The following is a 24505-nucleotide window of genomic DNA, read 5'->3' as shown; positions in this document are numbered from 1 at the left end:
TGCGGGGTGTGGGGTGCGCGGTGCGGGTGCCAGGTGCCAGCTGGCGCTGGCCCGCGGGTGCCGGGTGCCAGCTGGCGCTGGCCCCGTTCCGCCTCCTGCCCCCATGTCCGCTCCCGCTTACCGCAGCCCGTCGCCCCCTGCCATGCCCAGCTCCCGCCGGGCTCCTTCCGAAGGGACCGCCCGTGACCGATTCGGCTACAGCCTCGAGTGCCGCTGCATCGAGGACGGCGGCCTCGCGTGCAACGGCCGCGCGGACAACGGCCGCGCGTACAACGGCCTTGCGTACAACCGACGCGCGACCGGCCGACAACCCGCCGCCCACCCACGCGGCCGACCTCCGCATCGGCGTCATCGGATTCGGCCTGCGCGGCACCCTCGCCGAGACCGCGCACCGCCCCGGCGCCGGAGCGCGGGTCACCGCCATCGCCGACCTCGACCCCGCCGTCCGCGCCGAGGCGGCAGCCCGCTTCCCGGGCGCTGCGGTCACCGACGATCACCGTACGATCCTCGGCTCCGCGGACATCGACGCCGTCCTCGTCCTCACTCCCGACCACACCCACGCCGACCTCGCCTGCCAGGCGCTGCGCGCGGGCAAGCCCGTGTTCGTCGAGAAGCCGCTGGACATCACCGTCGAGCGCTGCGACGAGATCCTGCGTACGGCGTACGAGACCGGCACCCGCCTCTACGTCGGCCACAACATGCGCCACATGCCCGTCATCCGGCTCATGCGCGACCTCATCACCCGCGGGGACATCGGCGAGGTCAAGACCGTCTGGGTACGGCACTTCGTGGGTCACGGCGGCGACTTCTACTTCAAGGACTGGCACGCCGAGCGCCAGTACACCACCGGTCTGCTGCTGCAGAAGGCCGCGCACGACCTGGACGTCCTGCACTGGCTCGCCGGCGGCTACACCCGGCAGATCCAGGCGCTCGGCGACCTCATGGTCTACGGCGCACCGGACGCCGACCGCCGCGCCCCCGGTGAGCCCAAGGCCACCGACTGGCTCGACGACGACAACTGGCCCCCGCGCTCCCAGCGCAACCTCAACCCCGTGATCGACGTCGAGGACGTCTCACTCGTCAATCTGCGCCTCGACAACGGCGTCCTCGCCGCCTACCAGCAGTGCCACTTCACCCCCGATTACTGGCGCAACTACACCGTCATCGGTGATGCCGGCCGCCTGGAGAACTTCGGTGACGGGCCCGGAGGTGTGGTGAAGGTCTGGAACTCGCGCCGCTCCGGCCACCGTCCGGAGGCGGACGCCGTCCATCCCGTCCCCGATCTCCAGGACAACGCCTTCCACGGCGGCGCCGACCCGCTCCTCATCGACGAGTTCCTGCGCTTCGCCCGCGACGGCGGACCCACCGACACATCACCCGTCGCCGCCCGCATGGCCGTCGCCGCAGGCGCCCAGGCCACCGCCTCGCTCCGCGACGGCGGCACCCCGCGCACCGTCCTGCCACTCGCCGCCGACCTGGCCGGCTACTTCGCCGCGCACCAGCCTCGGCGCCCCAACCCCCTTGCTGCGCTTGACGATTGACGGCCGCCGCTGGGATCATCCCCCACCGGGAACCAGGAGTACGGGTCCGGTCACGGTGGGTATGGGAGCAACGGGTATGCGGATGAACGGACTTGCGGGCGGAGCGGGGCTCGCCGCGGGCGAACCGCTTCCGGGTCTGAAGGGGCCGTGGGCCTTCGTGCTCATCGCCGTGGTGGTCGTCATCATCGCCGTGATCGCGGTGCTGCCTCTGATCATCGACGTCCGCCGGGCCACCGCATGGCGTCAGCAGGTCACCGACGAACTGATCGGCCAGGCGGCCACGAGCAGCGACGTCCGCGAGCTGCTGCGGGACCTGCGCGAACCGCGTGGTGTGCGCGGTCTGACCCGCAGCATCATCGCCGTACTGATCCTCGCCCTCATCAGCTTCGCTCTCGCCGTCGCGATGCTGTCCTCGGGAGGTGACTCCGGCGACCTGCGCAAGACCATCGTCACGTCGCTGATGACGGTGCTCGCCACCGTCGCCGGCTTCTACTTCGGCTCGCTCGGCGCCCTGAACAGCGCCGATGACGCCGTCCGCCGCGCGAACCGCACGCGGGCCCGTCCGACGGACCCGGCCGGCCCGCAGACCGGCGACGACGTCCGCCCGCCGGCCCCGGAACCGCCGCCCGCCCCGGATACGAAGGCGCTGCCGGAACCGGGAAGCACCGCGGTCCCGGCCCCCCGCGAAACGCCCTGAGGATGCCGGGCTAGAGGCTAGGCCAAGGCCCGGGCCCGGAAAACAGCAGAAACCGTCGCAATCAGGAACGCTCCCTCCCGACCTAAGGTGCGTCGGAGCCCTCCTGGTTCGCCTTCACCCAATCGGCGTGATCCTGCCAGGCGTACAGATCCGTGCCCTTGAGCACCGCGTTGTAGGCCCCGCATGCCGCGGTCCCCTGCTTGTCCGTCCCCTTCGGGAACCAGTCCGCCTTGAGGTGAGCGCGCCCGCTGCCCGCGCCCGGCCGGCATCCAGCCGGCAGCTTCCCGTCGGGCAGCGTCGCCTTCAGCAGCCGGTCGCCGCCCGTGGTCGACATCCGGTACTTCACGGCCGTCGCCTCGTCCGGCAGCCAGCGCGGCACGGAGTCGCGGGCCTTCTTCGCCTCGCTGCCCGACGAGTAGCCGGCCTCCACCAGGTGCCGTCCCTGGTACCAGTCCACAACCTGCGGCACGGTGAGCGCCGCCGCCACGACGAGGCCGAGGCCACCGACGGCGAGTCCGACGACGACGGGCTTCCTGGAGGGCATGCGGAGGGGTCCTTCCTTGGGCGACGGGCTCTTCCTGCCCATCCTGGCCGCCGTGAACCGCCACGGGATCGCCCGCGAGAACGGTTGGAACCCCCCTCTTGAGACTGACGGCCGTCAGCCACGAGAGGTACTCCGCAAAGAAGCGACGAACTTAGAAACGATCCGGCGCGGCAGCTCCGCACCGGATCGAACCCACGCGCCACGATGCCCATCACCGCAGGTCAGGGCCCATTTCAGCAGGTCAGAGCTTGCGCCAGCGGGCCATGGCGAACGAGAACGCGCCGAAGAGAGCCAGCCCCACCGCGATCGCCACCAGGAGCCACGGCCCGGCCGGCGTCTCCCGGAAGGACCGCAGGGTGTCGTCGAGCCCCTTGGCCTGGTCCGGGTCGTACTTCACGGCCGCCGCCACGGCGAACCCGCCGACCGTGGCGAAGACGACGCCCCGGCAGACCCCGCCGCTCACCCCGAGGAACTCGACCACCTGACGGGTCCGCCGGGACATCTCGCCCATCTTCAGGTGCTTGCGGAACTTCCGCTGCCCGGCCCGGACCACGATCCACAGCCCGGCCGCGGCGAGCGCCACCCCGACGATCCCCACCAGCCACTGGCCCAGGGGCAGGTCCAGCACCTTCGCCGTCCAGTCCTTGGACTGCTTGTCGCTCGACCCACCCTGGCTGGCGCCTTCGGCGGCCGTCTTCGCCAGCGCGAAAGCGATCACCGAATACGCGGCCAGCCCGTAGAACACGAACCGTCCGCCCGAGGCGAGCCGCTTCGACGTCTTGTCCCCGTCGGGCCCGGCGGCGCCGAAGAGCGCTTCGGACAGCCGCCACAGCGCCATACCCACGAGCCCGAGCCCGACCACCCACACCAGGACCTTGCCGAACGGCTGCCCGGCAATCTGCTCCACGGCGCCACCACGGTCGGCCTGCTTGCCGTTCCCGCCACGGGCGACCTGGATCGCCAGCGCGCCGACCAACAGGTAGATCACGCCACGCGTGGCGATCCCCCACCGCGCCGCCCACTCGACGGCACTACCACCCACCGTGGCTCGGCCCGCACTCCCGGACCGCTGTATCGAAGCATCCACGCCCGACCTCCCTCGTCGAACGGGCGTCTGCCCCGGCCCCCACCCCGGAAACGGCCACCGGACCCCAGCGGCCCGGCCTCAGACCCCGTCCACCCGGAACGGATCATGCTCCGCGAGCAGCTTGTCCAGCCGCGCCTGATCCACCCGGCTCACCACCTGCCCCACCTCCTGCCGGTCCCGCACGCACTTCGCCAGCGTGAACGCGGAGGTCACCAGATACAGCAACCCCACCCCCAAGAACGCCCGCACCCACGCCCCCACCGGTAGATACGCCACCCCCAGCGCCATGCTCCCCAGGGCGATCCCGAACGAGATCGCAGCCTGCGCGTAGTACGCCGCCGTCGTCTGCTGATGAATCGGATTCGTCATACCCCCAGCCTGGACAACTGTGGCCCACGCCACATGAGTACACCTACTCAAACTTCCCCCCACCCCCCTCCCCACCAAGATCGCCCCGCCGACCCAAAGGCGTGAGCAGGCACCGCCCCAAGTGCGGTATTGTTCTCATGCGCGGTCAGCCCGGGGAAACAACCCCAGAACGACCGAGCACCGGGACGTGGCGCAGCTTGGTAGCGCACTTGACTGGGGGTCAAGGGGTCGCAGGTTCAAATCCTGTCGTCCCGACGGTGCTCAGAAGCCCTCTGGGATTATCCCAGAGGGCTTTCTGCATCAACGGCTGACATCAACGCGGCCGTCAGACGACCGCCGGCACCCCCGCCGCACCGTCTTCTCCTTCCTCCCCTTCGTCCAGCCCCAACGCATCGTCCATGCGATCAGCGGCGGCTTTTAGGGTCGAGTCCATGACGTGCGCGTAGGTATCCAGGGTCATCGTGATGGTGCTGTGCCCCAGGGTCTCCATGATCGTGCGAGCGTCCACCCCCTGCGCCAGCAGCAGCGACGCGCACGTGTGCCGGAGGTCGTGAACGCGAATGCGGCGAACCTTCGCGTCTCGGCACAACACGGTCAGCATCCGGTTCAGGCTGCGTGGGTCGGTTGGCCGACCCGTGGACGTGGCGAAGATGAGCCCGGCCGGCTGCGAAGCGAGCGGGGCCCACCGTTGACCGGCTACGGCGCGCTCTGCCTGCTGGATCGCGCGGTGCGCCGTGAGCGCCGTCGCACAGCCTTTGGGCAGCGAGATCGTCCGCAGGGAGCGTGCCGTCTTCGGCGTGCCGAAGAGCAGTTCCTTTTTGATCCGCTGGAGGTTCCGGCGCACGCGGAACTGTCCGCGCTCCATGTCGATGTCGGCCCAGGTGAGCGCGAGTACCTCGCCGCGGCGTAAGCCAGTCGAGACCAGCAGCAGCCACAGGGCGTAGAGCCGATGATCTTTCGCTGACTTGAGCAGCATCTTTGCTTCCGTCCGGTCCAACGGGCGTACCTCCTCCCGCGGCACCGTGGGCGTTTCCACGATCCGCGCGACGTTGCGGGTGATCAGTTCTTCGCGGACGGCCTGCTGCAAGGCCGAGCGGAGCACGGAGTGTGCGTACTGGACGGTGCGGGCGGACGGTCGGCGCCGGCAGCACTTCCCGACTGCGCAACACGTCCGGTCCTCATCCGGCCGAGCGGCGTCCAGTCCCCGCAAGCAGCACAGGCAACCGTTCTTGAACTCGATCAGGAACAACCGGATGTCGGCGGGGGAGAGGCGGTTGAGCTTCTTCCGGCCGAGCTTCGGTTCGATGTAGACACGGGCCATGACCTCGTAGCTCATCAGCGTGGACGGCTTGAGTCGGACGGCTGCCACGGCGTCCAGCCAGTAGGTCAGGTAATCCGTCAGCGGCATCGCCGACGTGGCGGCGGGAATGCCGTTCCGCGTCTGCTCCTGCATCGCGGTGAGCTTCTCCGCGACTTCGGTACGGGTCTTGCCGTACGCGAACTTCCTCACTCGCGTTCCGTCCGGGCGGTAGACATAGGCGGCGGCCTGGTAACGGCCGTCCTTCCGTTTCGTGATGGTGCCCTCACCGTTGGCGCGGCGCTTGGCCATCAGTCGTTCTCCTCGATTCGGTGCTGCATGTACGTGGCAAGAGCCGTCTCAGCTACGCGCCGGCATCGGCCGACGGTAAAGCTGGGGAGTTCACGGGCGCGGAACAGGTCGTAGACCTTGCTGCGGCTGATGCGGAGCTTGTCCATGACCTCGGGGACGGTCAGGGCTTGCGGCGGGGCGGTGGTCACCGTGTCCTCCTGGGGCCGGTCATGTAGCGGATCAACCGGTCGTGCGGTTTGCCGCCCATGTCGATCTCGGCGAGGACTTCGGGGAGTTTGAGCATCTTGGGGCGGGCCATGGTGCAACTCCTTGGCGAAGTGAGCGTTATGCGTGCGCGAGGGCGTTGCGCCTGTCCGAGGTGGGGATTTCTGCGTCACTGCGTCACCTGCGTCATTTGGGCGTCTGGCCTGCGGTTATTGAGTGACGCAGGCAGTGCGGGGTGTGTCACCGGTAGGGGTGGTGTCTGTCACCGGTGACGCGGGTGACGCGGGGTGACGCAGCGATTGGCCGTCTGCGTCACCGCTGTAGCGGCAGGTCACGGGCCGTTTTCGACCCGGTGGTGACGCAGGTGACGCAGCATCTCTTCCCTTAGGAAAAAGAGAGGAGCGTGTGTAGTGGGCTGGTGCGACTCATAGAGCCAAGAAGGAGCCGCTGCGCGGCACGTCCCTCAGGCGGCGGCGCTGCCGCCGAGCAGCAAGAAGAGCACCCCGGGGGCCGGTGCTCTTCTTGCTTGTGCGCGCGGTGGCGCGGTTCAGAACGCTGCCTCCTGCTGGCTTGGGGGCGGGGCGGCGGGCCGGGTCAGTTCGATGTAGCGGGCGGTATTGCTGCGGCCCCAGTCGATGAGGACGCTGCGGGCTGCCAAGGTCGGCTGGAGGCGCTTGAGGCGGTCGGAGAGGACTTTGCCGGTGGTGGGCCACCCCTTGGGCAGGGGAAGGCAGTCGTCGCCGCTGTAGAGGCGGGTGAGGCAGTGCAGCCACTCGGCGGACGTCATCCGCGTCTGCGTGCCTGGATCTAGGCCAGCCGCGTGCTTGAGGACGGTCTGTGCCAGCAGGTCGCCCTCGATGACGTCGTCGTTGAGGTCGTCCAGGCTGGTGCGGTAGGCGGTGAGCGCTCCGAGGCCGGCCGCCGCGTCGAGCTGCGCGCACAGGTGCGCGAAGTCCGCCATCCGCAGGTCGGTAGGGATGTCCGCCTCGGCCGCGCGGACCTTGACGGTGAGGTCGAGCAGGGAGCCCAGGACGACGGGCAGAGCGTCCTCGAACTCCCGCCACAGCTCGGCTTCGGTGCGGCGGACTCGGGGGCGTTCCAGGCGTAGCGGTAGGAGGCGTTCGGCGAGGTCGGGGCGGATGACGCCGACGTCGATGCCGGTCATGAGCAGGGGCCGCCGGTACCGGGAGCGGACCACGTCTCCGTCGGTGTAGAGGGCGCGTTTGATGCTCTCGGCGCCCGTGACGATGCAGCACATGGCGTCGGCCAGGTCGGGTGTGAGGTGGGAGAGGTTGTCCAGGGCGGTGATCCATCCGGCGGCTACGGCCGCGATCAGGTTTTCCTCATCCTTCGGCGCCCGGCGCAGGTCGCCGCTCATGCCCTCGATGATGCGCACGAGCATCCGTCCGCCGGTGGATTTCCCCGCGCCCTGAGGGCCGGTGAGGAACGGGGCGGGGACCGGCACAGACGGCCCCAGGCAGCCGATCAACCACGCGATGGCCAAGCATTCGGTCTCCGCGTTCGCGAAGTTGCACAGCCGCAGGAAGACGTCGATGCCCTTACCGCCGGTGTCTTTGGCCGGCATGGGCAGTTCCCCGGTGAGCTGGGTGCGGCGCCAGCACACTTCTTGCGGGTCGGGGGTGAGGATGTCCCACCCGGTGGGGTGGATGCGGACGGACTGTCCGTCATTGCGGCCCAGGTCGAGCCAGGTCGCGCCGTCGAATCCCGGGGCGACGCGGATATGGACGGGTTGCACGTCTTGGCTCATCGCCAGTGCTTCGATCAAGTCCAACGCCTCCTTCAGCGCGGTCCCGTTGAACACGCCGAACCCGTCGGTGAAGAGACCAACCATGAGTTCCTGCCGGTGGCTGCCCGCAGTGCCTTGCGATCGGATCGGGCGTGCCACGGGGTGGGCGTTCTTCTGCGCGTACACGGTTCCGTCGGCGGTGCGGAAGTACCGGAAGTGTGATTGCGCGTAGTCGGCGATGACCTCGCGTGCCGGAGTCTTCTCGTCCTCAGACATGCTCACAGTCCCAACCTGGTGCGGGCATTGCTCCACGCGTCGGTGCAGTGCCGGGCCGATTCCCCCTTGGCTTGCGCGGCGGCGAACAACCGCCCGATGTGCGCCTCGGTCAGGCAGCCGCACCGGCCGTGCGCGGACAGCACCGCGAGGAACGTCCGGTACACGGTGGCGTGCACCGCCTCCCGAGCCTCGGTGATGCGCTGCTCCGCCATGGCCAGGCCACGGGCCAGATACTTGGGCGTGCGGTGCGGACACTGCCCGTCCCCGGTGGGCGCGGGTACCGTGACGGCCGCCGGGCGGGCCGGGGCCGGCTGCTTCGTGGTCAGGGCACGCACGACGTCCGGTAGGACCGTCATGGCGCCGGTGCCGAATCCGAGCCAGCGGGCGTAGGCCATGTTCGACTTGATGTCGACCCCGGGTCGTACGGCGTTCGCGGATCGCATGGACCCTTGGTAGATCCAGTGCTCGCCCCGGGTGGTGGTCACGACTCGGGTGGCGGGCAGGATTTCACGGGCCCATGCGATGGCCTGCGCGTTGTCGAGGTCCACCACGGTCAGCCATGCCCCGCCGGGGTGGTAGGCGACTGCCCGAGCCTGCCGCCAGCACGCCGCCCACGGGGCAGACGTGAGGACGCCGGTGTCGGTCGTTGCGGCGGCCCATCCATGGCACACCGAAACGCATAGGCAGGTCCCCGCGGCTTTCATGTTCGGCCGCCCACCGCACGCGTTGCCGGCGCAGATCCGGCAGTTCCCGAACGGCACCTTCCCCGCGCGCAGCGGCAGCACGGGCACGCCGGAAGCGGCGAGGTCTCGTGCGGTGTTCAGCAGCTCGTTCATGCCGCCACCTCCGCCGTGTTCGCGAGGAACGCGCCCGCGATCCACCGGGTGTATGCGGGGGGTAGGGCCTCGCGCAGGTTGAAGTGATCGGCGGACCAGTCGATCTGCTTGGCCTGCTGGATCTCCTGCACGGTGCCTTTGCCGCCGCCCTTGCCGTACGCGGCGATGTAGGGGCCCTCGTAGTACGCGCCGTGCCGCCAGCCCCGTACGCGTCCTCGGTGGGCGGGGTGAGCGGGGCTGACGGTGCTCCACCCTCCGAGTTCGAAGTACCGGTGCATCAGGATGGCCAGGTCGAACTGTTCGCCGCACAGCCGCAGGTCTTTGCGGACCTCCGAGCCAGCCACGTTCTCCATCGCGTACGGCCGCTCCGTGGCGTCCAGCGCGGTCCGGGTCGGGGCGATCAGCCGGGGGTGGTTGCGCCGAAGCAGCGCGTTGCGGGCAGCATTGCTGCCCTTGGAAGGTGCGCCCTCGCCCTGGCAGGGCGGAGAGGCGTGGATGAAGTCGTACTGCGCACCGTGGGCACGGATGTACTCGACGGCGTCGCCTTGGATGAAGACGTCGCCGCAGTAGTCGGGCATGGGGCGAATGTCGATGCCTGTGACGTGGAAGCCGGCCTGCTGGTAGCCGCGCGCTGCGCCACCGATGCAGCAGAACGCGTCCAGTAAGCGGGGTCGCCGAAGGTCGGTGAGTTGGGTCATGCTGGGGGTTCTCCTGTTTCTTCGAAGGGACGGAGAAGCCGGGGCGGTCGCGGTCTTTGGCGAGAGGCGACCGTCCCGGGCACATTCAGGTGATGGGCAGCCCGTCGGAGTACGCGGCGTACTGCTCACGGACGTAGCAACGGGCCCGGATTCCCAACCGGGTCCGCGTGACTGCAGCCGAGACTTCGAGCGCCCCGTGATCCAGGTCCAGCAACGCGATGGCCGCGTCGCCAGCCACATCGGCAGCCTCGGTGTCTGCCGGTGTCTGCAGGGAGATGCGGTCCAGGAGCGCGGCTTTGCGGAGCTGCAGCTCCCGCACCCGCTCGGGGGTGGACGCGACCCGGAGGGCCGCAACGAGGTTCAGGACCAGGTTCATTTCGCGGACGATCGGCGGGGCATCGTCGTACGCGTCGAATATCAACATGCGGGTCACCACGTCCTGTCAGGGTCGGTGTCCGGGGCGGTCAGTTCGGGCAGTCCGGACGTTGCCAGCGCGGCGGGGTCGAACCCGGGCAGGGCTGCGCGGACGGTCAGTGCTGCCGCCAGGGCTGTGGCGTAAGCGCTACCGGCGTGCGCGCTTTCGACCTGCGCGCGTGCCCGGATGACTTCCACGGTCTCTACGTGCCGGTGGTCCTCGTGGCGTTCGACGGTGCGCCGGTCGTATGCGACGGTTTCGCGGCGGTCGGTACGCCAGTAGCGGGCGGCCAGTGCGTAGGCGAGCACGGTGGCAATCGCCCACAGCAGGAGCGGTAGCGGCAGGTCGGCAGAGTAGGCAGCGACCCCGGCGAACGCGAGCGTCCCGGCCGCGGTGAATGCCATCCCGGTCACGGTGCCGTCGGCGTTGCGGCCGGTTGCCGAGGCGCCCCCGGCCATGGCGGCTCCGGCGGCGAGGGCGCCGATCAGCCACGCGTCACCGACGGAGTGTTCGGCGCCGTTGGCGTTCCAGATGCGCGCCAGGATCAGCACGGTTGACGTGGCCAGCGCCGGGGCCACTTTGGGCAGGGCCGCGATGAGCTGATGACATGTGGCGGGTGGGGCAGACTCGTACATGGGTTCTCCGTTCCGGTGCTCAGGGGCGCATGTCGCCGATGGTGTGGGCGGCTCCGGTGAGTGCGTGGTTGATCGGGCCTGCCGCGCCGGTAGAAGCAAGCAGGAAGCCGAACATCACGGCGACGAAGCAGACGCCGGCCTTGATGGAGCCGACCTTGAGCAGGAAGGCGAGCAGGGCGCCGAACAGCAGGACGAGGGAGACGGTCACAGCCACAGCGGGACTCCTGTCGGTGCGGTGGGGCGGGAAGGGTTCAGTGGGTGCCGCGTTCGTAGGTACGGCGCCACAGGTTCCACAGGTGGCGTCCGCGGCGTATGCGGATGCCGTGGCCGTGGCAGCGGCGGCAGTCCTTGCCGCGCTTGGCCTTGCCACGGCGGTTGGTGGTGACCGCGAAGCCGAAGCCGCGGCACTTGCGGCAGGCCGCGAACGGCTGCCCAGCACACACGGCGATGTAACACAGTGTGACAATGGCGAGGAAGGCGCTAGCAAGCGCTGGGAGGGTCACGAAGGGGCTCCAGGGCCGGGTTTCGGGGTTTTCGCAGGTCAGTCGCTAGGTGCTAGGCGCCTGATCAGATGGCGAATGGGTTGCTAGCGAGGTTGCTAGGTCTAGCGACGGGGCTTGCTAGACCTAGCAACCCTTTGGGCTACTTCTCGGCCCGTTCCCTGTTGCGCTGCGTAATCGCGTCGATGATGTGCTGACGCTCGATCCCGCGCCGGTTGGCGTCCTTACCGGCCTCCGTCTGACCCCACACCTGCCCGGTGGTGATGCCGAACGGCTTCAGCGCGGTGGCCAGTTGGTCCGCCTTCGCGCGGCCCTTGAGGGCCTTCCAGTCGCCGTACGCGTCGGGGTTCAGCTCGGCGAGGCGGTCCACTATGACTTCGGACCACACCTTGGCTTCTGAGCGGCCCAGGACGGCCGCGACCTCGTCCAAGATGGCGTCGGCCCGGCGGGTGGCCCGCTCCTCGCCCGCGGCGTCGCCGGTCAGGGTGCCTTCGGCTGCGCGTAGGGCGGCGGCGCGGGTCAGGACCGTTTCGGCGTCGCGGCCGTCCGCGAGGTAGGTGCGCACGATCCCGGCGTCGTCGGACATGCCCTTGAGTAGTCCTACGCCCTTGTGGGACTTCAGCAGCCGCGAGGCATCCAGGCCCTCGCTGTAGGAGCCGGCACCGAGCACCACATCGGAGACCTGCCAGGAACCGACCCGCAGCGAGAAGCGGGCTTGGTGCTGGTCACGAAGCTTCGGTGGGCACGCGGTGTCGTCCGGCTTCTGCGTCGAAAGCATCACCGACACCCCCACCGCCGGGGCGACGCGGGCGAGGTAGACCAGCAGGTCCAAGATGACGTTGCCGTACACGGGGTGCTGCAAGTACTCCTGCACCTCGTCCACCACCACGAGCGTCAGTGGCATGTTCAGCTTCTTGTCCCGGGAGATTTCCGGGGTGAGCTTGCCCTCCGGGCAGATGTGCAACGGCAGCTCCGACAACCGGTGGTAGCGGTCCTCCACATCCCCCTTCAGCTCCTCCAGCGCTCGCACCAGCAGCTCGACCGGGTCCAGGCCGTTGCGCGGTACGATCCCGAAGCCGATCCGGTGCGCGACCAGGGAGAACTTGCGCCAGTCCGGGGAGGCTTTGCCGTCGAACACGATCAGCCGCACATACGGATCCAGGGCCGCGGCCAGGGCGATGGTGCGGGCGGAGAACGTCTTGCCCTGCCGCGGGACCGCACCGACCAGCAGCGACAGCCACAACACGGTGGCCATGACCGGGTTGCCGCGCTCATCGACACCCCAGGGGAACGGCTTCCAGAAGTCCACCCGTGTCGCCCCCAGTAGCGGGGAACGCCCGGCCGGAACCGCGAGCGGGTCGCGGTCGGCGATCCACATCGACACCCGCCGCTCCGACGACACATCCGGGTCGAGGAAGAGCTGGGTGGTGGCGATGTCGATACCCGAGGCGAGGGCTTTGCGCTTGGCCAACGCGTCGTTGAAGGACTTGCCGTAGGGCAGGTCGACGATGACGCGCCAGCCGTCTCCATCCCGGCCGATCGGCCGCGGGAACGCGATCCCCTGATCCTTGACGGTCAGCCCGGCCGCGGTGAACGCGCGGGTGATGATGTCGGACGACAGCTTCCGCTTGCGGAACGTGACCTTCGCCCGGTCGATCAGCGGCCGGTCCGCCGGCGCACCCGACACCCCCAACGTCGTCGTCATCGTGGCGACCGTCAGGGCCAGCAGCCACGTGGGCGCCATCACCCAGAGCACGAGCGCCACGGTCAGACCGACGACTCCCGCGAGGCTGGCGAGGATGCCGCGCAGGCGAACCCGCGCATCGCGCTGCCGCGACAACTTCAGGTACTCGCCCGCGTCTTCGGCAGCCACCGCGGCCAGGCGCAGGGTCTTGCCTTCGGCGTCGAACACCCAGTGCCCGGCGGCCGCTGACCACTTCCACGCCCCGCGCGGGGCGTAGGCGAGGAGCTTGGGTGTGTAGATGCACGGCAGGCGCCACGCGTGGTACCCGGCCATGGCCGAGTAGTGCCGCACCGCCCACCGGCGCACCGCAGCTCGCTGGTCAGGAAGCTTCACCCAGTCCGGGAACACCGGCTGACGCGCTTTGTCGTGGGCCTGCATCCACTCGGCGATCGAGGGCGGATACACGGCCTTCGGCGGGTCGACCGGGTCGCCCTCCGATACCTCCCCTTCATCGTCGGGGGTCTCGTCGGGAAGGTCTGCCTGCCACTCCCCAGGCTTGATCTCATCCGGCACGGGCGGCGCCGGGGCGGGGCCGGTGGCCGTCTTGCGGAGCGGGAACGGCAGTACCGAAGCCGAGTTGGTGAGGTTGTCGGTGCCGTCCGGATCCTCTGCCGGGTGGTCAAAGTCGTGGGTCTCAGACACGGTGGGTGTGCTCCTCGTGATGGGAGTGGAAGGGGTCCGGCCGGCGCTTTGGTCGGTTGACGGCCGGACCCCGAACAGCGGTGGTCAGCAGGTGCAGTGGTCGTTGCAGGCGTCGTACGGCGGTTCGGTGACGACTCCGGCGGCGTCGGCGTAGATCTCGCATTCGCAGTACCAGCAGTGCCAGCGCCCGATGAGCCCGGCGGCCATGTCGGCGCGCATCTCGGCTGCGGCAGCCGCTCCGAGGTAGTCGAAGACGCCAGTGCGGTCGCCCATCGCTCTGCCGTGACAGAGCGGCGCCAGGTCTGCGGTGAGGGTGTCGCCCCGGCCGATGTCCTCGAAGGCCGGGCCGGTGGTGGTGTGGTCGGTGTGCGTACTCACGGCGGTTCTCCTCGATCGGTTCAGGCGGCGCGCTGTTCTTCGGGATAGGCGCAGGTCACACAGGCACCGAGCGATATGGGGATGACGTATCCGGCGTCGGTGCGGCAGTGCGGGCAGATGCGCCGGGCGGTGTTCGCGGCGGCGAGCGCGGCCCACTTGGCCGGCGTCATCGGCCGGACCGGTAGCGCCCGGTCGATGCGGTAGAGGTACGCGACGCGGATACGGCGGCCGTAGCGGCGCGAGAACCACATCACCTGCGCGCAGATGCCTTGCCCGCCGGGCCGCAGCCCGGTGGCGCGCAGTTGGCGGCGGGTGGCCAGGCCGTCAGGGGCGAGGCGGAACGGGTAGGTGGGGATGCCGAACCGGGCCCCGTCCGGGTCGTAGAAGCGCATCAGGGTGCGTCAACGAGGACGCGCTCAGCCTTGAGCGCATCGCGCACTACCCGGGCTTTGGCCGGCGCGGTCCGCAGCTCTTTGCGGATCGCTTCGGCGGTCAACTCGGCGTCCGACCATCCCGCGGTGGCTTCCCTCGCCTCGGTCAGGAGCTGATCGGCGGTGCGGGTCGGCCGGGGGTTGCGGGCGGCGACGGGGACTCGACCGGTCGCCCGACGCTTGGACTGCGCGGCGGCCGAGGTCGGCTGCACCGTGATGGGTTCGATCGGGTCGGCGGTCGCAGTTGGGTCGGCTGCTTCGAGCGCCGGATAGGACGGCTGCGGCGTGTCGGCGGCCGGGGCCGATACCAGCAGGTCAGACATCGACTGATTTCCGATCTCTACCGCGCATTCCTCCTAGTTTGTGTCCGGGATGGTTGGGGCGGGGGTGAGTTCGCCGAACTTGAGCAGGACCCTCGATCGGCGGGAAGTCTTGTAGCGCCACAGCAGGCCGTGTTCCTCGCGCAGATCGGCACGGGCCAACAACCGGTCCCGCTCCAGATCGAGCGCCACGGCGTAGGAGGTGATCTCCCACAACGTCATCCGGCGCCACAGCGCGAACGTGGAGGGGAAGGCCAGCAGCCAACGGGAACGGCGGATCTTCTCCATCCGGCGGCCGGTCACCGCACCGATCCGGGCCGCGTAGACATGCGCGGCAACCTCGGACAGTGCCACCCACAGCAGCGGCATGGTGCCGTGCGCGATCTTCGCCGACAGGGAGTGCCCGGCGGCGATGTTGAGCCAGCACGTCACCCCGGTCAGGAACCACGGCACGAACCGCACCCACGCCAACGGCATGTCCATACGGATCAGCAGCAGATTCACGATGGAGAACACCGGAATCGCGGTGTCGATGCCGATCGGGAGCATCTGCGGAGGGGCGAAACCCCACCGCACCGCGGCGGCCGTCACCGTGCCGAACGACACGGCGAACCCGGTCCCACCAACCCCAACCCCGAACACGATGGCCCCTACGAGAAGGGCCCGCTCGAAGCGGGTCAGCGGCGGCAGTCGGAGCGGCTCAGGAACGGTCGTCATGGCCAGCCCCCTCGATGTCCTCAGGGCCGCACATGCAGTCGTCCTCGGTGGCGCCCTGCCCGATGGAGCAGGCGCAGCAGATCCCGGGCCCGACTATCTCGCCCGGCCGCATCGTGCAGCGGTCGCACGCGCCGGTGTCCGCGGTCCCTTCCTCGTCGTCGCTCTCGCGGTAGTCGTCCGCGTCCTCGTAATCGTCGGCGTCGTTGTCGTAGGCGGTCACTTGGCACCTCCCGTGCGGGTCAGGTGGGTTCCTCGGCGGCCGGCGCGGCGGCCGTTGACCGTGGCGGCCGGGGCCGTGTCCTCGGCGATGTGCCAGCCACCGCCGTTCTGCTTCGCGGCGTACATCGCTTCATCCGCCTGGCGCAGCAGCGCCGACAGGTCGGCGGTCTCCGTCCGGGTGTCGACGGCCACGGCGCCGATGGAGGCGCCCACGCTCAGCCGATGGCCTTCGAACTCGATCGGCTCACGCAGGCAGCGAAGGAGTTCACCGAGCATCCACAGCAGTTCAGTGGGGTTGTGGATAGCGGTGATGGCGGCGAACTCATCGCCGCCTAAGCGGCCGATGATGGGGCCGTTGATCTGCCCCCACGCGGTGAGGCGCTGCCCCACCGCGTGCAGGACTACGTCCCCGGCGGCGTGGCCGTGGGTGTCGTTGATCTCCTTGAACCGGTCCAGGTCCAGGACGTAGACCGCGCTGCGGCCGTGGGTCAGGGCCCGGTCGGCGCGGGCGGTGAACGCGTTCCGGTTGAGCAGGCCCGTCAACGGGTCGCGGCGGGTGGCCTCGATCCGGTGGTGCAGCCGCAGGCCATGGACGGACCATCCGGCCGCTAGCGGCAAGGCAGCGGCCACAGCGGCCATCGCTTGACTCATGCCGCTTCCACCACCCGGGCCGCCCGCACCGAGCGGGGGCGGGAGGAGTTCAGGAACGCCACGGTGTGGGTGAGTGCTTCGGCGTACAGCGCGTCCCATCCGGCGATCTCGTCGCCCGCTTCGCCCTGGGCGATGAGGTCCGCGAGGATGTCGTGGGCCGCAGCCTCACGCGCCGCCCGCTCCTCGCTGCTCTCGCCCTGCTCACCGAGGAACAGGGCGCGGTCGATACCGAGTGCCAGCTCTTCGAACTCTTCGCTGCCTACTACCTGCTGATTACCGATGTACGAACGCATGACGGAACTCCAGTAGACGAAGGGACGGAGAAACCGGGGAGGCCGCGATCTTTGGTGAGAGGCGACCGCCCCGTGGTGAAGCCGAACCGGCTCCCTGCCACCCCGCCCGTACAAGACGGGCTGTACGGGCGGGGGAGCAGCCGGCCACAACGCCGTAGCGCTGCCGAAAGGGTGTTCAGCCGCGCGGGAGCGCTGGACGCGAGGACCGGCACCACCGCCGCGGCGGGTTGTTCAGCGAGGCGATTGGCGCTGCCGCCGTGGTGGACCACCACGGCGGCAGCGCCTAGGCATGTAGTTGGAACGCAGCAACCTCCGAGGTCAGGGGACAGAGGTGTTCGCCGGCGGGCCGTGGGCCCGCCGGTCGGAATGCTTTTGTGGATACTCGGTCTCTTCCGCCGTGTGTGCCCGTCTTGGGGTTCCAGGGGAAACGGGGTGCCCCTCCGGATCTCTCACGCGGACGGCTCGCCTCGGTGACCTGGATGCCGAGGGTTGTGGCAGCAAAGGTGTGCCGCGTGTTCGTGCTTTAACGTCGGTCAGTCCTGCAACTCCCGCTCCCCGCGATCAATGAGCCATCGCGGATCAAGGCGTTCGTTCGGTGCAACCGCAGTGCGATTGCTCCTGCCGACGGATCTCCACTCACCCCGGCCGGTCACGACACGGCCGTACTGCGGTGGTGGATCACACTATGGAGTTCTCAAGCAACATCCGCTTCCTTTGAACCGCCCTTTCAGGCGGCCTCCGGGCGTTACGGGTCCTGCGGCGCCACCGGTAGGGCGGCACTTTTCTTGATTCAGATTGACCTAGGCCCATCCGTTGGACATGAAGCTACCCAGGTCAATCCGAAGCGTCAAGGGGGAGCGGCGAACTAAATTGACCTAGGCCGTATACGCTCGAACGCATGGAGAAGAGCACCGGCGCCCCGCGGCCCACGGCCAAGGACATCGCCGCGGACATCAGGCAAGAGGTCGTGAACGGAAACCTTGGCCCCGGTGACCAGTTGCCGGCCGCCCGCGAACTGGCGAAGAAGTACGGGGTGACCCTGGTCAAGGTGCAGAACGCCTACCGAGAGCTCGGAGACGAAGGTCTCGTCTTCTCGGAGGTGGGGCGCGGCACCTTCGTGGTTGACCCCTCGCAGCCCGTCGATGGCCCGCAGCGCGATGGATCCGCGTTCGTCTCGCTCGCCACTGAGATCAGCGCTATGCACGAGACGATCCGTCTTCTCGGAGAGCGCCTTGAGCGCCTTGAGCAGATCGTTGGCTCAGACGGTTCAGCACCAGCTCGGTGACGGCATCGGCTCGATAGACCAGCCGTTCCGTCTCCATACGCGCCTTGTTGAGACTCGCTCTGATCAGGGCGCACTGCGCGGGCGTGAGGCCCGCTTCGCCGCAGTTTCGTTCGAACGTCTCCGTCATGTGGAACAGCCTGGGCGGGAGAACGACGATGGACCCGGACAGAGTGTCCGGGTCCATCGTCGTTGCAGGTCAACGTAGTTGACTGGAGGTCACTTCGTTGCTTGGTCCACCGCGTCCAAGACCGCGATCCACGGAAGTTCGCGCCCGGGAGGCGCCTCCCGAGGTTCGTACAGCGGCCACACGTCCGGACCGTAGACGAGACGAACCTTCGCCTCCCCCAGTACTTCGAGGTGGCGCCGCCACATCGGATGTCGCGCATGCGCAGCGTTCACCCGAGGAAAGACGACGACCGGCAGGCCGAGCGTCCCAATGGCTTCGCCCACCTGCGTCAGCGCCTGATTGTCCGCGATGCCTGCTGCGATCTTGGCGACCGTGTTGGCGCTGGCGGGAGCAACCGCGTAGCAGTCAACGAGTGGGTGCGGGCGGGCCTCTCCGGGGAATCGTGGCTCATCCCGGACCGGCAGCCCGGTCAGCTTCTCCAGTCGCTCCACTTCGCCGTTCTGGCGCAGCCAAGCACCCGCTGTAGGCGTCAATGTCACAGCGACCTGCCAGCCGCGGTCGATCGCGGGCTCGACCAGCCCTTTGCGGAGTGCTTCCACTCCGCCGGCCGCGGAACCTACTACTCCGAGAACGCCACGCTTTCCCGTGCTCACTGCACCGCCCTGCAACGTTGGGCCATCACGAACACCTCCGACGAGCGAGAGCCCGCGGTCACGGGAGACTGCTTGGTCAAGTCCCGCAGCGTCTCGCGCACCCTTGGATTGTTGCGTACGAGCTGCGGAGAAGTCCGTTCCGCCTTGCGCAGCTCCGCGAAGGCATCGTCGCCATGCCCCGCGAGGGACAGGGCCCGCGCGAAGTCGATCCGGTGCGAGACGCTGCGCTCCTGCGGCATGTGATCAACGTTGATTCGTCCGTTCTTCACGACGTACGAGACGTTGTCGAGGTCCAGCTCAACGGACAGCCGGTGCAGGATCACGTTCGTCGGGCCAAAGCCAGTCTGCCAGTAGTTCTCATCCGAACCGAGATCGTGCGCAAGTTCCGTAGCGCGGTCTAGGAGGCGCGTGGCAGTGGGGCGGTCCTGATGGCGGGCCGCTGCGACGGCCGCCCGCAGGTGGATCATCCCGAGCAGGCTTAAGGCTGCTGGGTCGTTCTCTCCGACACGAGGGGCCAGCCAGTTTGCGGTTGCGTCGCCCAATGACATCGCCGCTTCGTACCGTCCGTTGGCGAGCAGAGCGTGCGTCCCGGACCGTGCGGCAGACGCCAGAACCAAGGGGTCCTCGGAGGCATCAGCCGCCTGCATGGCGCGCTCCGCTGCAAGCCAGGAGATGTCCGACTCTCCGATCTTCGCGAGAGTCGTTGCGGCGAGGTGATGTGTCCGGGCCGATACTGCCCAGCAGTCGTGCCGGTCCTCCTCGCGGCGGGCAGCACGGTCCTCCAGCTCTTGGGCAGCCAGGAGAAGCGCAGGGAGGGCGGCGAGCACACTCCCCAGACGGCCGCCCTGATAGTCGCTCCATGCCTTCTCGACACGAACCGCGGCCAGCGCGGGTGTTGGGAGCTGAGCACCCACGTCCGGCCCGAACAGCAGGCACGAGAGTCGCCGCGGGCTCATGAGGGCATCACGTACTGCCGGCACGTCGTCCTGCTGCTTCTCATCTTCCATGAGCATGGACTGCCCCACCAGGTCCCCGAGGGGGACCCGCAGGATGCGCGCGAGTTCCGCGAGCATGTCGATCCGCGGCGGTCGGCGTCGCCCAGACTCAGCCTTCGCCAACCAGTCCGTACTACGGCCCACCAGTCCTGCCAGGACTTCTTGGGTGTATCCGCGGCGCTTCCGGTAGAACGCGATTCGTTCGCCGATGCTGAGATGATCTCCAAGGCCACGCATGTGTGCTGCCTCCTGCTGCCGTATAGGGGCGTCTCTCACGGTACCGACGCGACGGCGCGAGGGCCGTAGATCTCGGCTCCTCGTCACCGCTGCGGTCAGCATGTGTCATTAGACAAGAAAAGACCCGGACGGAATGTCCGGGTCTGCTGGTCGCTGTCCCCTCAGTCCCTGCAGTTGAGTTGCAACACCGTGAGCGTCCTCTGACGCGCCCGACTGACGGAACTGCGTTCACTGGGTGGATGACGAGCATCCGCGCCACGCCAGCGTCCTCGCCCCTATGAGGCGACGATCCGGGTGCACGTACCGCTGTCGCCCATGCCCAGCGATGCCATGGCTCCCTGCTCACCGCCCCTCAATTCACTCCACGCTGGCCACGCCCTTCTAATCCGCGGTCAGCTCCCGAAAGAACGGAAGAAGTTGACCAAGTTCACGCAGGCCCGGCAGCGTCAGGTCTGTTCGGCGACCATGAGTCCGCCGTCGTGTTGGGCACGTGGAAATCCACACGCTCGTGAATTGGTCGGCGGCCGCCGAGACGGACGTCTTTTGCACCAGCAAGTCTCGCACTAGCGAAGTCACTGGCGACGACGATGAACTGGCAACCCTGGTTTGCCAGTTGGTTCATTTTGGCAGACATTTCGCTCACCTGCTTCGGGTCCCTCAGCGCCATCGGTTCATCAAGAAGGAACAGGCGGTATCGCGTGGGTTCATCGAGAAAACTCTCGCGAGGAGATCTACTATGGAGTACAGAGTCAGGTGCCGCCAAGTAGAAGCATTTATTGGGGGCGGGCTTTTCGCTCCATAGTAGATCAAGTTTCTTTGCGAGCTCTAGAGCAAAAGGTGGCTTTTCGCGAGCCATGAAGCGATGCATGGAGTCCTGTTTTTTTGAAAGGCAGCCGATCCGAAGAGCCAGTGCCAACAATAAGATTGACTTGCCCGTTCCGTTGTCGCCTGATAGGACGGTGATCCCGGGGCCAAACCCGATACCTCGGTGTAATGCCGAAATGATCTGAAGGGGTGTTCCAGTGGCGTAGGGATAGGAAATGCGTGAAGCGATTAGAATGCTATCACTGGGCGAGTCGACCTGTTGCCCTGGTTGAGATACGCCATAGTTTGAATTTATGAGATTTTTAGACTTTTCTTGAGGCTTGCTTCCCGTGAATCCGATTGTAGAAATTCCCATGGGGTGAGCTTCGAGAGCCAAGCCTCGTTCGGCAGCCCAACGGACTGTTGGGGCGGCGTCGTGTAGCAGTTCGAGAAAAGCCTCCCTCGCGGAAGGGTCGCCTGGCCAGCCAATATTCAAGGCTTCCGTTGCGACCTCTCGCATGGCGACGTCGCCACTGCGGAGAAGTCCGAGAAGAGTGTCTCGGGTTACGACATCACCGGCCCAGCCTTCTGTAAGCGCCTCCACGGCGGTTTCCCGCACGTACTTAGCGCTGTCGTGTGTGAGGGGCAGGAGGGCGTCCCGTGCGACCACATCACCGGACCACCCTTCCGCTAGCCCTTCAAGCGCCATTTCTCGAACCACCTGAGAGTGTTCACTAGTAAGGGTCGCGAGGGCGTCGCGGGCAGCGATATCACTTGCCCACGCTTGAGCCAACCCCCACACAGCGGCAACCTGGACCCTCGGGTCAGGGTCGCGGATCACTGCGATGAGCGCCTCGCGGGCGGCGGCGTCACCGGGCCATACTTGCGCCAAACTCCGAATCGCACTTACTCGGATTTCCAATTGGTCATCGAGAGTCAACCGTACGAGGGCGTTGCGGGTGGCAGGGCTCTGGGACCAATGATTGACGAGCGAATGGAGCGCCGTCTTGCGGTTGGCAGCGCCAGTCAGCCGAGTGGCCGCAAGCAGGGTGGCGTGTTCGTCAATCGGCTGTGGATGGGTAGCGGAGGTGAGATTCTGCTGCCATTCACGGGTTTTACGGTCTTCTGTTACATTGATTGCTCCAGCTTTTCCCAGGGCTACGGCAATGTCCGTAAGAGCAGGTTGAACCAACAGCGCCGCCGATCGAGGCTCCTGCTGTGGCAGGGCGCGACCTGTCGGAAAGTTGACGACTTCTATAACATCGGGGTGCAGGGACAAGCGATGAACGTTACTGCGGGCTTGTTCCCATAAATTCTCTAGCAAAACGCGACGTTCGTTGACTTGAGCAAGCTGTGATTCTGCTGTGGACTTATGTGCCAATGCCTCGAGTCGCTCGTTTGCGGCGGCGCCTAAGACAGCCGGATCGACACCCGATCGGAGGGCCAAAATATGCTGGGTATCGAGGTCCGTGACGATATTCCGCAGAGTGTTGATGATCTGCAATAACGTGGTCATCAAAAATTGAGCGTCGCTCAATGACCATCGAAGCTTGTCCTCGGTACGGTGAGCATGCTCAAGGTCGAGCTGGACCCGAAGAGTAGCTACAGCGACTTCCGCAGAGACTCGTGATGTTGCCACTGATGATCCCACCGCACGCTGACGATATTGGCGGGCAGAAATCAACAGGCCATCTGCCTTGCGGCACAATTCTCTATGGAGATCAGGTCGCACGCCAGCAGCTTGACTAGTAATTCTCAAAAATACTCTGATGAAATCTTCGGAGGGGAGCGAGGCCGTTCCTTTGAAGAGCCGATCGAGGTGCGATTTAGAGTACTTCATTCCGCTTACCGGAGCGATAGGCGGGTCTTCCCCAGCGTCCGTCCGCGCCCTCTCCTGACCAGCGCGGCGCTGAAAGCGCTGCTCGATCTCCCGCGCGCTGAGGCAAGCCGTCTGGCTCTGGTCTCGCAAAAACTGCCCCAGCGCCACGTCGGGTTCCTCGTGGCGACGTTGTGACGGTGTCACTGCTCTCCCTCCGATCCTGCTCCGTGTCCCTGGGGCGTCCCAGGGACGTCCCAGGGACACGGAGCATCGCGCCTGCTCAACTGCCTGAAGCACTCAATGCGTCCCAGACGGCCCCTCTGAAGGTTGGGGGCGCTCTGCCCCCAACACGATTCTCTCCTCAACGGCCCACGCATGACCCCGTCTTCCACAGATGTACCGAGGAGAGAACCAGTGGCTACACCCCTCTACGACGTCGCCCACATGAACAACGTCATCCTGAGCAGTCAGGTCAGCGGCATCGAGCATCTACTCTTGCCAGCCGTGCCGGAGTTCATCGGTTCACTTGCAGCCGCTCTCGTGATCGCGGTAGTGACGTTTGCTTTCCGGAAATGGTGCAATCGCGGCACGCCCGACAGCACTGAGGACGACACCCAGAACTGAGAGAAAACAACGCCTGCGCTCTCCGCGCTCAGAGCGCGCCTGAGATCTGCCGTGTCGGCTGTATGGGTGACTCGTTGGGTGTGTGTGAGTGCTGCGCGGGACGGTTACCCGTCCGATTTGACCGATGAACAGTGGGCTTTGATCGAGGAGTTGCTTCCGCCGCCGCGTGTCGGCTCGAAGGGTGGGCGGCGGGAGAAGCATCCGCGGCGTCGGATCGTGGATGCGATCGTGTATCTGGCCAGGACCGGCTGCCAGTGGCGGTACCTGCCCAAGGACTTCCCGCCCTGGCCGACGGTGTACTGGTACTTCACCTGGTGGCACGACGACGGCACCGTGGAGAAGATCCACGACACGCTGCGGACCAAGGTCCGACAGGCTGACGGCCGCACCGCGGAGCCATCCGCCGGCCTGATCGACTCCCAGTCGGTGCGGGCTGCGGACTCCGTCCCCAGGAACACCAGCGGCTTCGACGCGGGCAAAAAGACCAAGGGCCGCAAGCGGTTTATCGTCACCGACAACCTCGGACTGCTTTTGGCCGTCCACGTTGTAGCGGCCAGTGTCCAGGACCGCGACGGTGCCAAGCGGCCGCTACCGTGGACCCGCCTGGACCACCCCACCGTGCAGAAGATCTGGGCTGATCAGGGCTTCGCCGGTCGATTGGTGGCCTGGGCCGCCGGCACCCTCAAACGCGACCTGGACATCGTCCGCAAACAACCCGACCAGCGCCGCTTCCAGGTTCAACCCAAACGCTGGGCAGTCGAGCGCACCTTCGCCTGGATCACCATGCGACGACGTCTCGTCTGCGACTACGAACGCAAACCCGCCCACGCAGAAACCATGATCCGCTGGGCCATGACCGACGTAATACTCCGCCGACTCACCCGCAGCGGACCCGCGACTCGCTCCGGACCAAAACCCCTTCGCCAAGCCCGCTGAAACGATCCCAGACACGCTCTCAGTGGATGGCCGTTCGGAATAGCGGCGGGGCCGCGCGCGGGGGCTCCGCCGTCGTCGCCTTACGGGTGCACCATGCCTCCTCCCGGGCAGCGCGCCCTATTCCGCCGTCGCTCGTCCAGGAGGTGCGCGTGACCGCTATGGCACCTCCTGGCTAGCGCGGGGAGCCACGCAGGGAGCCACCGGCCGCGACACCTAGCGGTCTCACCCGGACAACCACGGACGGACGGTGCCTCAGATCCCGTGTGCCGCAAGGCCTCCGGCCCTGCCTACCTTTGGTGGCGCATAGCGACGGCTTAACGCGCCCGTAAGGGCCATGGCGCGACTGCCGGCCTCCGTTCGTCCCGTGCAGTCTCGTGCGTGAACGAGCTTCGATGTTGGAGGCCGGGTACGGGGCGGCGGCAGCTTGGAATGGCCTACTCAGCGTCTAAGCTGGTCGATCCCTTGCTTTGCT

The 24505-nt window shown here is 67.4% G+C and carries 28 protein-coding genes and 1 tRNA gene; 6 read left to right on the top strand and 23 right to left on the bottom strand.

Translation table 11 applies throughout. From position 1 onward, the window contains the following. Window positions 1–278: 278 nt before the first annotated feature. Together AC07DC_RS05615 and AC07DC_RS05610 are read left to right on the top strand one after the other, a co-directional pair. Window positions 279–1541, top strand: a complete 1263-nt coding sequence (locus AC07DC_RS05615; protein WP_478912066.1) for a Gfo/Idh/MocA family protein — start codon at window positions 279–281, stop codon at window positions 1539–1541. An 82-nt stretch (window positions 1542–1623) separates the two neighbouring features. Continuing rightward, window positions 1624–2238 (top strand): hypothetical protein, encoded by a 615-nt coding sequence (locus tag AC07DC_RS05610; RefSeq protein WP_478912064.1) that lies wholly within the window; start codon window positions 1624–1626, stop codon window positions 2236–2238. A gap of 82 nt (window positions 2239–2320) precedes the next feature. Here the strand turns inward: AC07DC_RS05610 and AC07DC_RS05605 are convergent, their stop codons facing one another. The 3 genes from AC07DC_RS05605 to AC07DC_RS05595 form a co-directional block, all read right to left on the bottom strand. Then, entirely contained in the window at window positions 2321–2782 is a 462-nt protein-coding gene (locus tag AC07DC_RS05605; RefSeq protein WP_478912062.1) for a hypothetical protein, read from the bottom strand. A gap of 241 nt (window positions 2783–3023) precedes the next feature. Next, window positions 3024–3869, bottom strand: a complete 846-nt coding sequence (locus AC07DC_RS05600; protein WP_478912060.1) for a DUF1206 domain-containing protein — start codon at window positions 3867–3869, stop codon at window positions 3024–3026. A gap of 78 nt (window positions 3870–3947) precedes the next feature. Continuing rightward, complete coding sequence (locus tag AC07DC_RS05595) at window positions 3948–4238, bottom strand: YiaA/YiaB family inner membrane protein (protein ID WP_283470400.1); 291 nt, start codon at window positions 4236–4238, stop codon at window positions 3948–3950. Between the two features lie 181 nt (window positions 4239–4419). Between AC07DC_RS05595 and AC07DC_RS05590 the strand changes: the two genes are divergently transcribed. After that, window positions 4420–4493, top strand: a tRNA-Pro gene (locus AC07DC_RS05590). Between the two features lie 70 nt (window positions 4494–4563). Here the strand turns inward: AC07DC_RS05590 and AC07DC_RS05585 are convergent. The 17 genes from AC07DC_RS05585 to AC07DC_RS05505 all read right to left on the bottom strand — a co-directional run bounded on the left by AC07DC_RS05585 (window position 4564) and on the right by AC07DC_RS05505 (window position 16553). Continuing rightward, window positions 4564–5847, bottom strand: a complete 1284-nt coding sequence (locus tag AC07DC_RS05585) for a tyrosine-type recombinase/integrase (protein ID WP_478912058.1) — start codon at window positions 5845–5847, stop codon at window positions 4564–4566. Next, entirely contained in the window at window positions 5847–6035 is a 189-nt protein-coding gene (locus AC07DC_RS05580) for a helix-turn-helix domain-containing protein (protein ID WP_358793614.1), read from the bottom strand. Before AC07DC_RS05580 ends, AC07DC_RS05585 begins: the two co-directional genes overlap by 1 nt. Window positions 6036–6598: 563 nt before the next feature. Next, on the bottom strand, window positions 6599–8074 hold the full coding sequence (locus tag AC07DC_RS05575) for an ATP-binding protein (protein ID WP_478912056.1): 1476 nt from the start codon (window positions 8072–8074) through the stop codon (window positions 6599–6601). A 2-nt stretch (window positions 8075–8076) separates the two neighbouring features. Further along, the gene (locus tag AC07DC_RS05570; RefSeq protein WP_478912054.1) at window positions 8077–8910 is read right to left on the bottom strand and encodes a bifunctional DNA primase/polymerase; all 834 of its coding nucleotides are present in this window, start codon (window positions 8908–8910) and stop codon (window positions 8077–8079) included. Next, a complete protein-coding gene (locus AC07DC_RS05565; protein WP_478912052.1) occupies window positions 8907–9608 on the bottom strand; it encodes a DNA methylase in 702 nt (233 codons plus the stop codon). The genes AC07DC_RS05570 and AC07DC_RS05565 overlap by 4 nt, the downstream gene beginning before the upstream one ends. An 85-nt stretch (window positions 9609–9693) precedes the next feature. After that, window positions 9694–10032, bottom strand: coding sequence for a hypothetical protein (locus AC07DC_RS05560; RefSeq protein WP_478912050.1), 339 nt, complete (start codon window positions 10030–10032; stop codon window positions 9694–9696). A 5-nt stretch (window positions 10033–10037) separates the two neighbouring features. Further along, a complete protein-coding gene (locus AC07DC_RS05555) occupies window positions 10038–10658 on the bottom strand; it encodes a hypothetical protein (protein ID WP_478912048.1) in 621 nt (206 codons plus the stop codon). A gap of 19 nt (window positions 10659–10677) precedes the next feature. Beyond that, window positions 10678–10872, bottom strand: coding sequence for a hypothetical protein (locus AC07DC_RS05550; RefSeq protein ID WP_478912047.1), 195 nt, complete (start codon window positions 10870–10872; stop codon window positions 10678–10680). Between the two features lie 37 nt (window positions 10873–10909). After that, on the bottom strand, window positions 10910–11161 hold the full coding sequence (locus AC07DC_RS05545; RefSeq protein ID WP_478912045.1) for a hypothetical protein: 252 nt from the start codon (window positions 11159–11161) through the stop codon (window positions 10910–10912). Window positions 11162–11300: 139 nt separating this feature from the next. After that, entirely contained in the window at window positions 11301–13544 is a 2244-nt protein-coding gene (locus tag AC07DC_RS05540) for a P-loop NTPase family protein (RefSeq protein ID WP_478912043.1), read from the bottom strand. 84 nt (window positions 13545–13628) lie between these two features. After that, the gene (locus tag AC07DC_RS05535; protein ID WP_478912041.1) at window positions 13629–13922 is read right to left on the bottom strand and encodes a hypothetical protein; all 294 of its coding nucleotides are present in this window, start codon (window positions 13920–13922) and stop codon (window positions 13629–13631) included. 20 nt (window positions 13923–13942) lie between these two features. Beyond that, on the bottom strand, window positions 13943–14314 hold the full coding sequence (locus tag AC07DC_RS05530) for an RRQRL motif-containing zinc-binding protein (RefSeq protein WP_478912040.1): 372 nt from the start codon (window positions 14312–14314) through the stop codon (window positions 13943–13945). Further along, complete coding sequence (locus AC07DC_RS05525) at window positions 14314–14676, bottom strand: hypothetical protein (RefSeq protein ID WP_478912038.1); 363 nt, start codon at window positions 14674–14676, stop codon at window positions 14314–14316. Before AC07DC_RS05525 ends, AC07DC_RS05530 begins: the two co-directional genes overlap by 1 nt. A 33-nt stretch (window positions 14677–14709) precedes the next feature. Further along, window positions 14710–15390 (bottom strand): DUF2637 domain-containing protein, encoded by a 681-nt coding sequence (locus AC07DC_RS05520; protein WP_478912036.1) that lies wholly within the window; start codon window positions 15388–15390, stop codon window positions 14710–14712. Then, window positions 15374–15610, bottom strand: a complete 237-nt coding sequence (locus AC07DC_RS05515) for a hypothetical protein (RefSeq protein WP_478912034.1) — start codon at window positions 15608–15610, stop codon at window positions 15374–15376. The genes AC07DC_RS05520 and AC07DC_RS05515 overlap by 17 nt, the downstream gene beginning before the upstream one ends. Then, the gene (locus AC07DC_RS05510) at window positions 15607–16260 is read right to left on the bottom strand and encodes a GGDEF domain-containing protein (protein ID WP_478912032.1); all 654 of its coding nucleotides are present in this window, start codon (window positions 16258–16260) and stop codon (window positions 15607–15609) included. Before AC07DC_RS05510 ends, AC07DC_RS05515 begins: the two co-directional genes overlap by 4 nt. Further along, window positions 16257–16553 carry a hypothetical protein gene (locus AC07DC_RS05505; protein ID WP_478912030.1) on the bottom strand — a complete coding sequence of 99 codons (297 nt, stop codon included), beginning with the start codon at window positions 16551–16553 and terminating at the stop codon, window positions 16257–16259. The genes AC07DC_RS05510 and AC07DC_RS05505 overlap by 4 nt, the downstream gene beginning before the upstream one ends. Before the next feature lie 898 nt (window positions 16554–17451). Here AC07DC_RS05505 and AC07DC_RS05500 point away from each other — a divergent pair. Further along, the gene (locus tag AC07DC_RS05500; RefSeq protein WP_478912029.1) at window positions 17452–17838 is read left to right on the top strand and encodes a GntR family transcriptional regulator; all 387 of its coding nucleotides are present in this window, start codon (window positions 17452–17454) and stop codon (window positions 17836–17838) included. A gap of 216 nt (window positions 17839–18054) precedes the next feature. On the opposite strand, the gene AC07DC_RS05495 is transcribed toward AC07DC_RS05500, so the two are convergent. The 3 genes from AC07DC_RS05495 to AC07DC_RS05485 all read right to left on the bottom strand — a co-directional run bounded on the left by AC07DC_RS05495 (window position 18055) and on the right by AC07DC_RS05485 (window position 22641). Continuing rightward, entirely contained in the window at window positions 18055–18564 is a 510-nt protein-coding gene (locus tag AC07DC_RS05495) for a flavoprotein (protein WP_478912027.1), read from the bottom strand. 50 nt (window positions 18565–18614) lie between these two features. Then, window positions 18615–19850 (bottom strand): helix-turn-helix domain-containing protein, encoded by a 1236-nt coding sequence (locus AC07DC_RS05490; protein ID WP_478912025.1) that lies wholly within the window; start codon window positions 19848–19850, stop codon window positions 18615–18617. A 427-nt stretch (window positions 19851–20277) separates the two neighbouring features. Further along, on the bottom strand, window positions 20278–22641 hold the full coding sequence (locus AC07DC_RS05485) for a HEAT repeat domain-containing protein (RefSeq protein ID WP_478912023.1): 2364 nt from the start codon (window positions 22639–22641) through the stop codon (window positions 20278–20280). 246 nt (window positions 22642–22887) lie between these two features. On the opposite strand from AC07DC_RS05485, the gene AC07DC_RS05480 reads away from it, so the two are divergent. Beyond that, complete coding sequence (locus AC07DC_RS05480; RefSeq protein WP_478912021.1) at window positions 22888–23097, top strand: hypothetical protein; 210 nt, start codon at window positions 22888–22890, stop codon at window positions 23095–23097. Between the two features lie 51 nt (window positions 23098–23148). Then, window positions 23149–24033: an IS5 family transposase gene (locus AC07DC_RS05475; protein ID WP_478912020.1), complete on the top strand. Its 885-nt coding sequence runs from the start codon at window positions 23149–23151 to the stop codon at window positions 24031–24033. Window positions 24034–24505 lie beyond the last annotated feature (472 nt).

The organism is Streptomyces sp. NPDC045021 (assembly GCF_056432645.1).
This window is presented reverse-complemented; position numbering and strand designations above follow the sequence as displayed.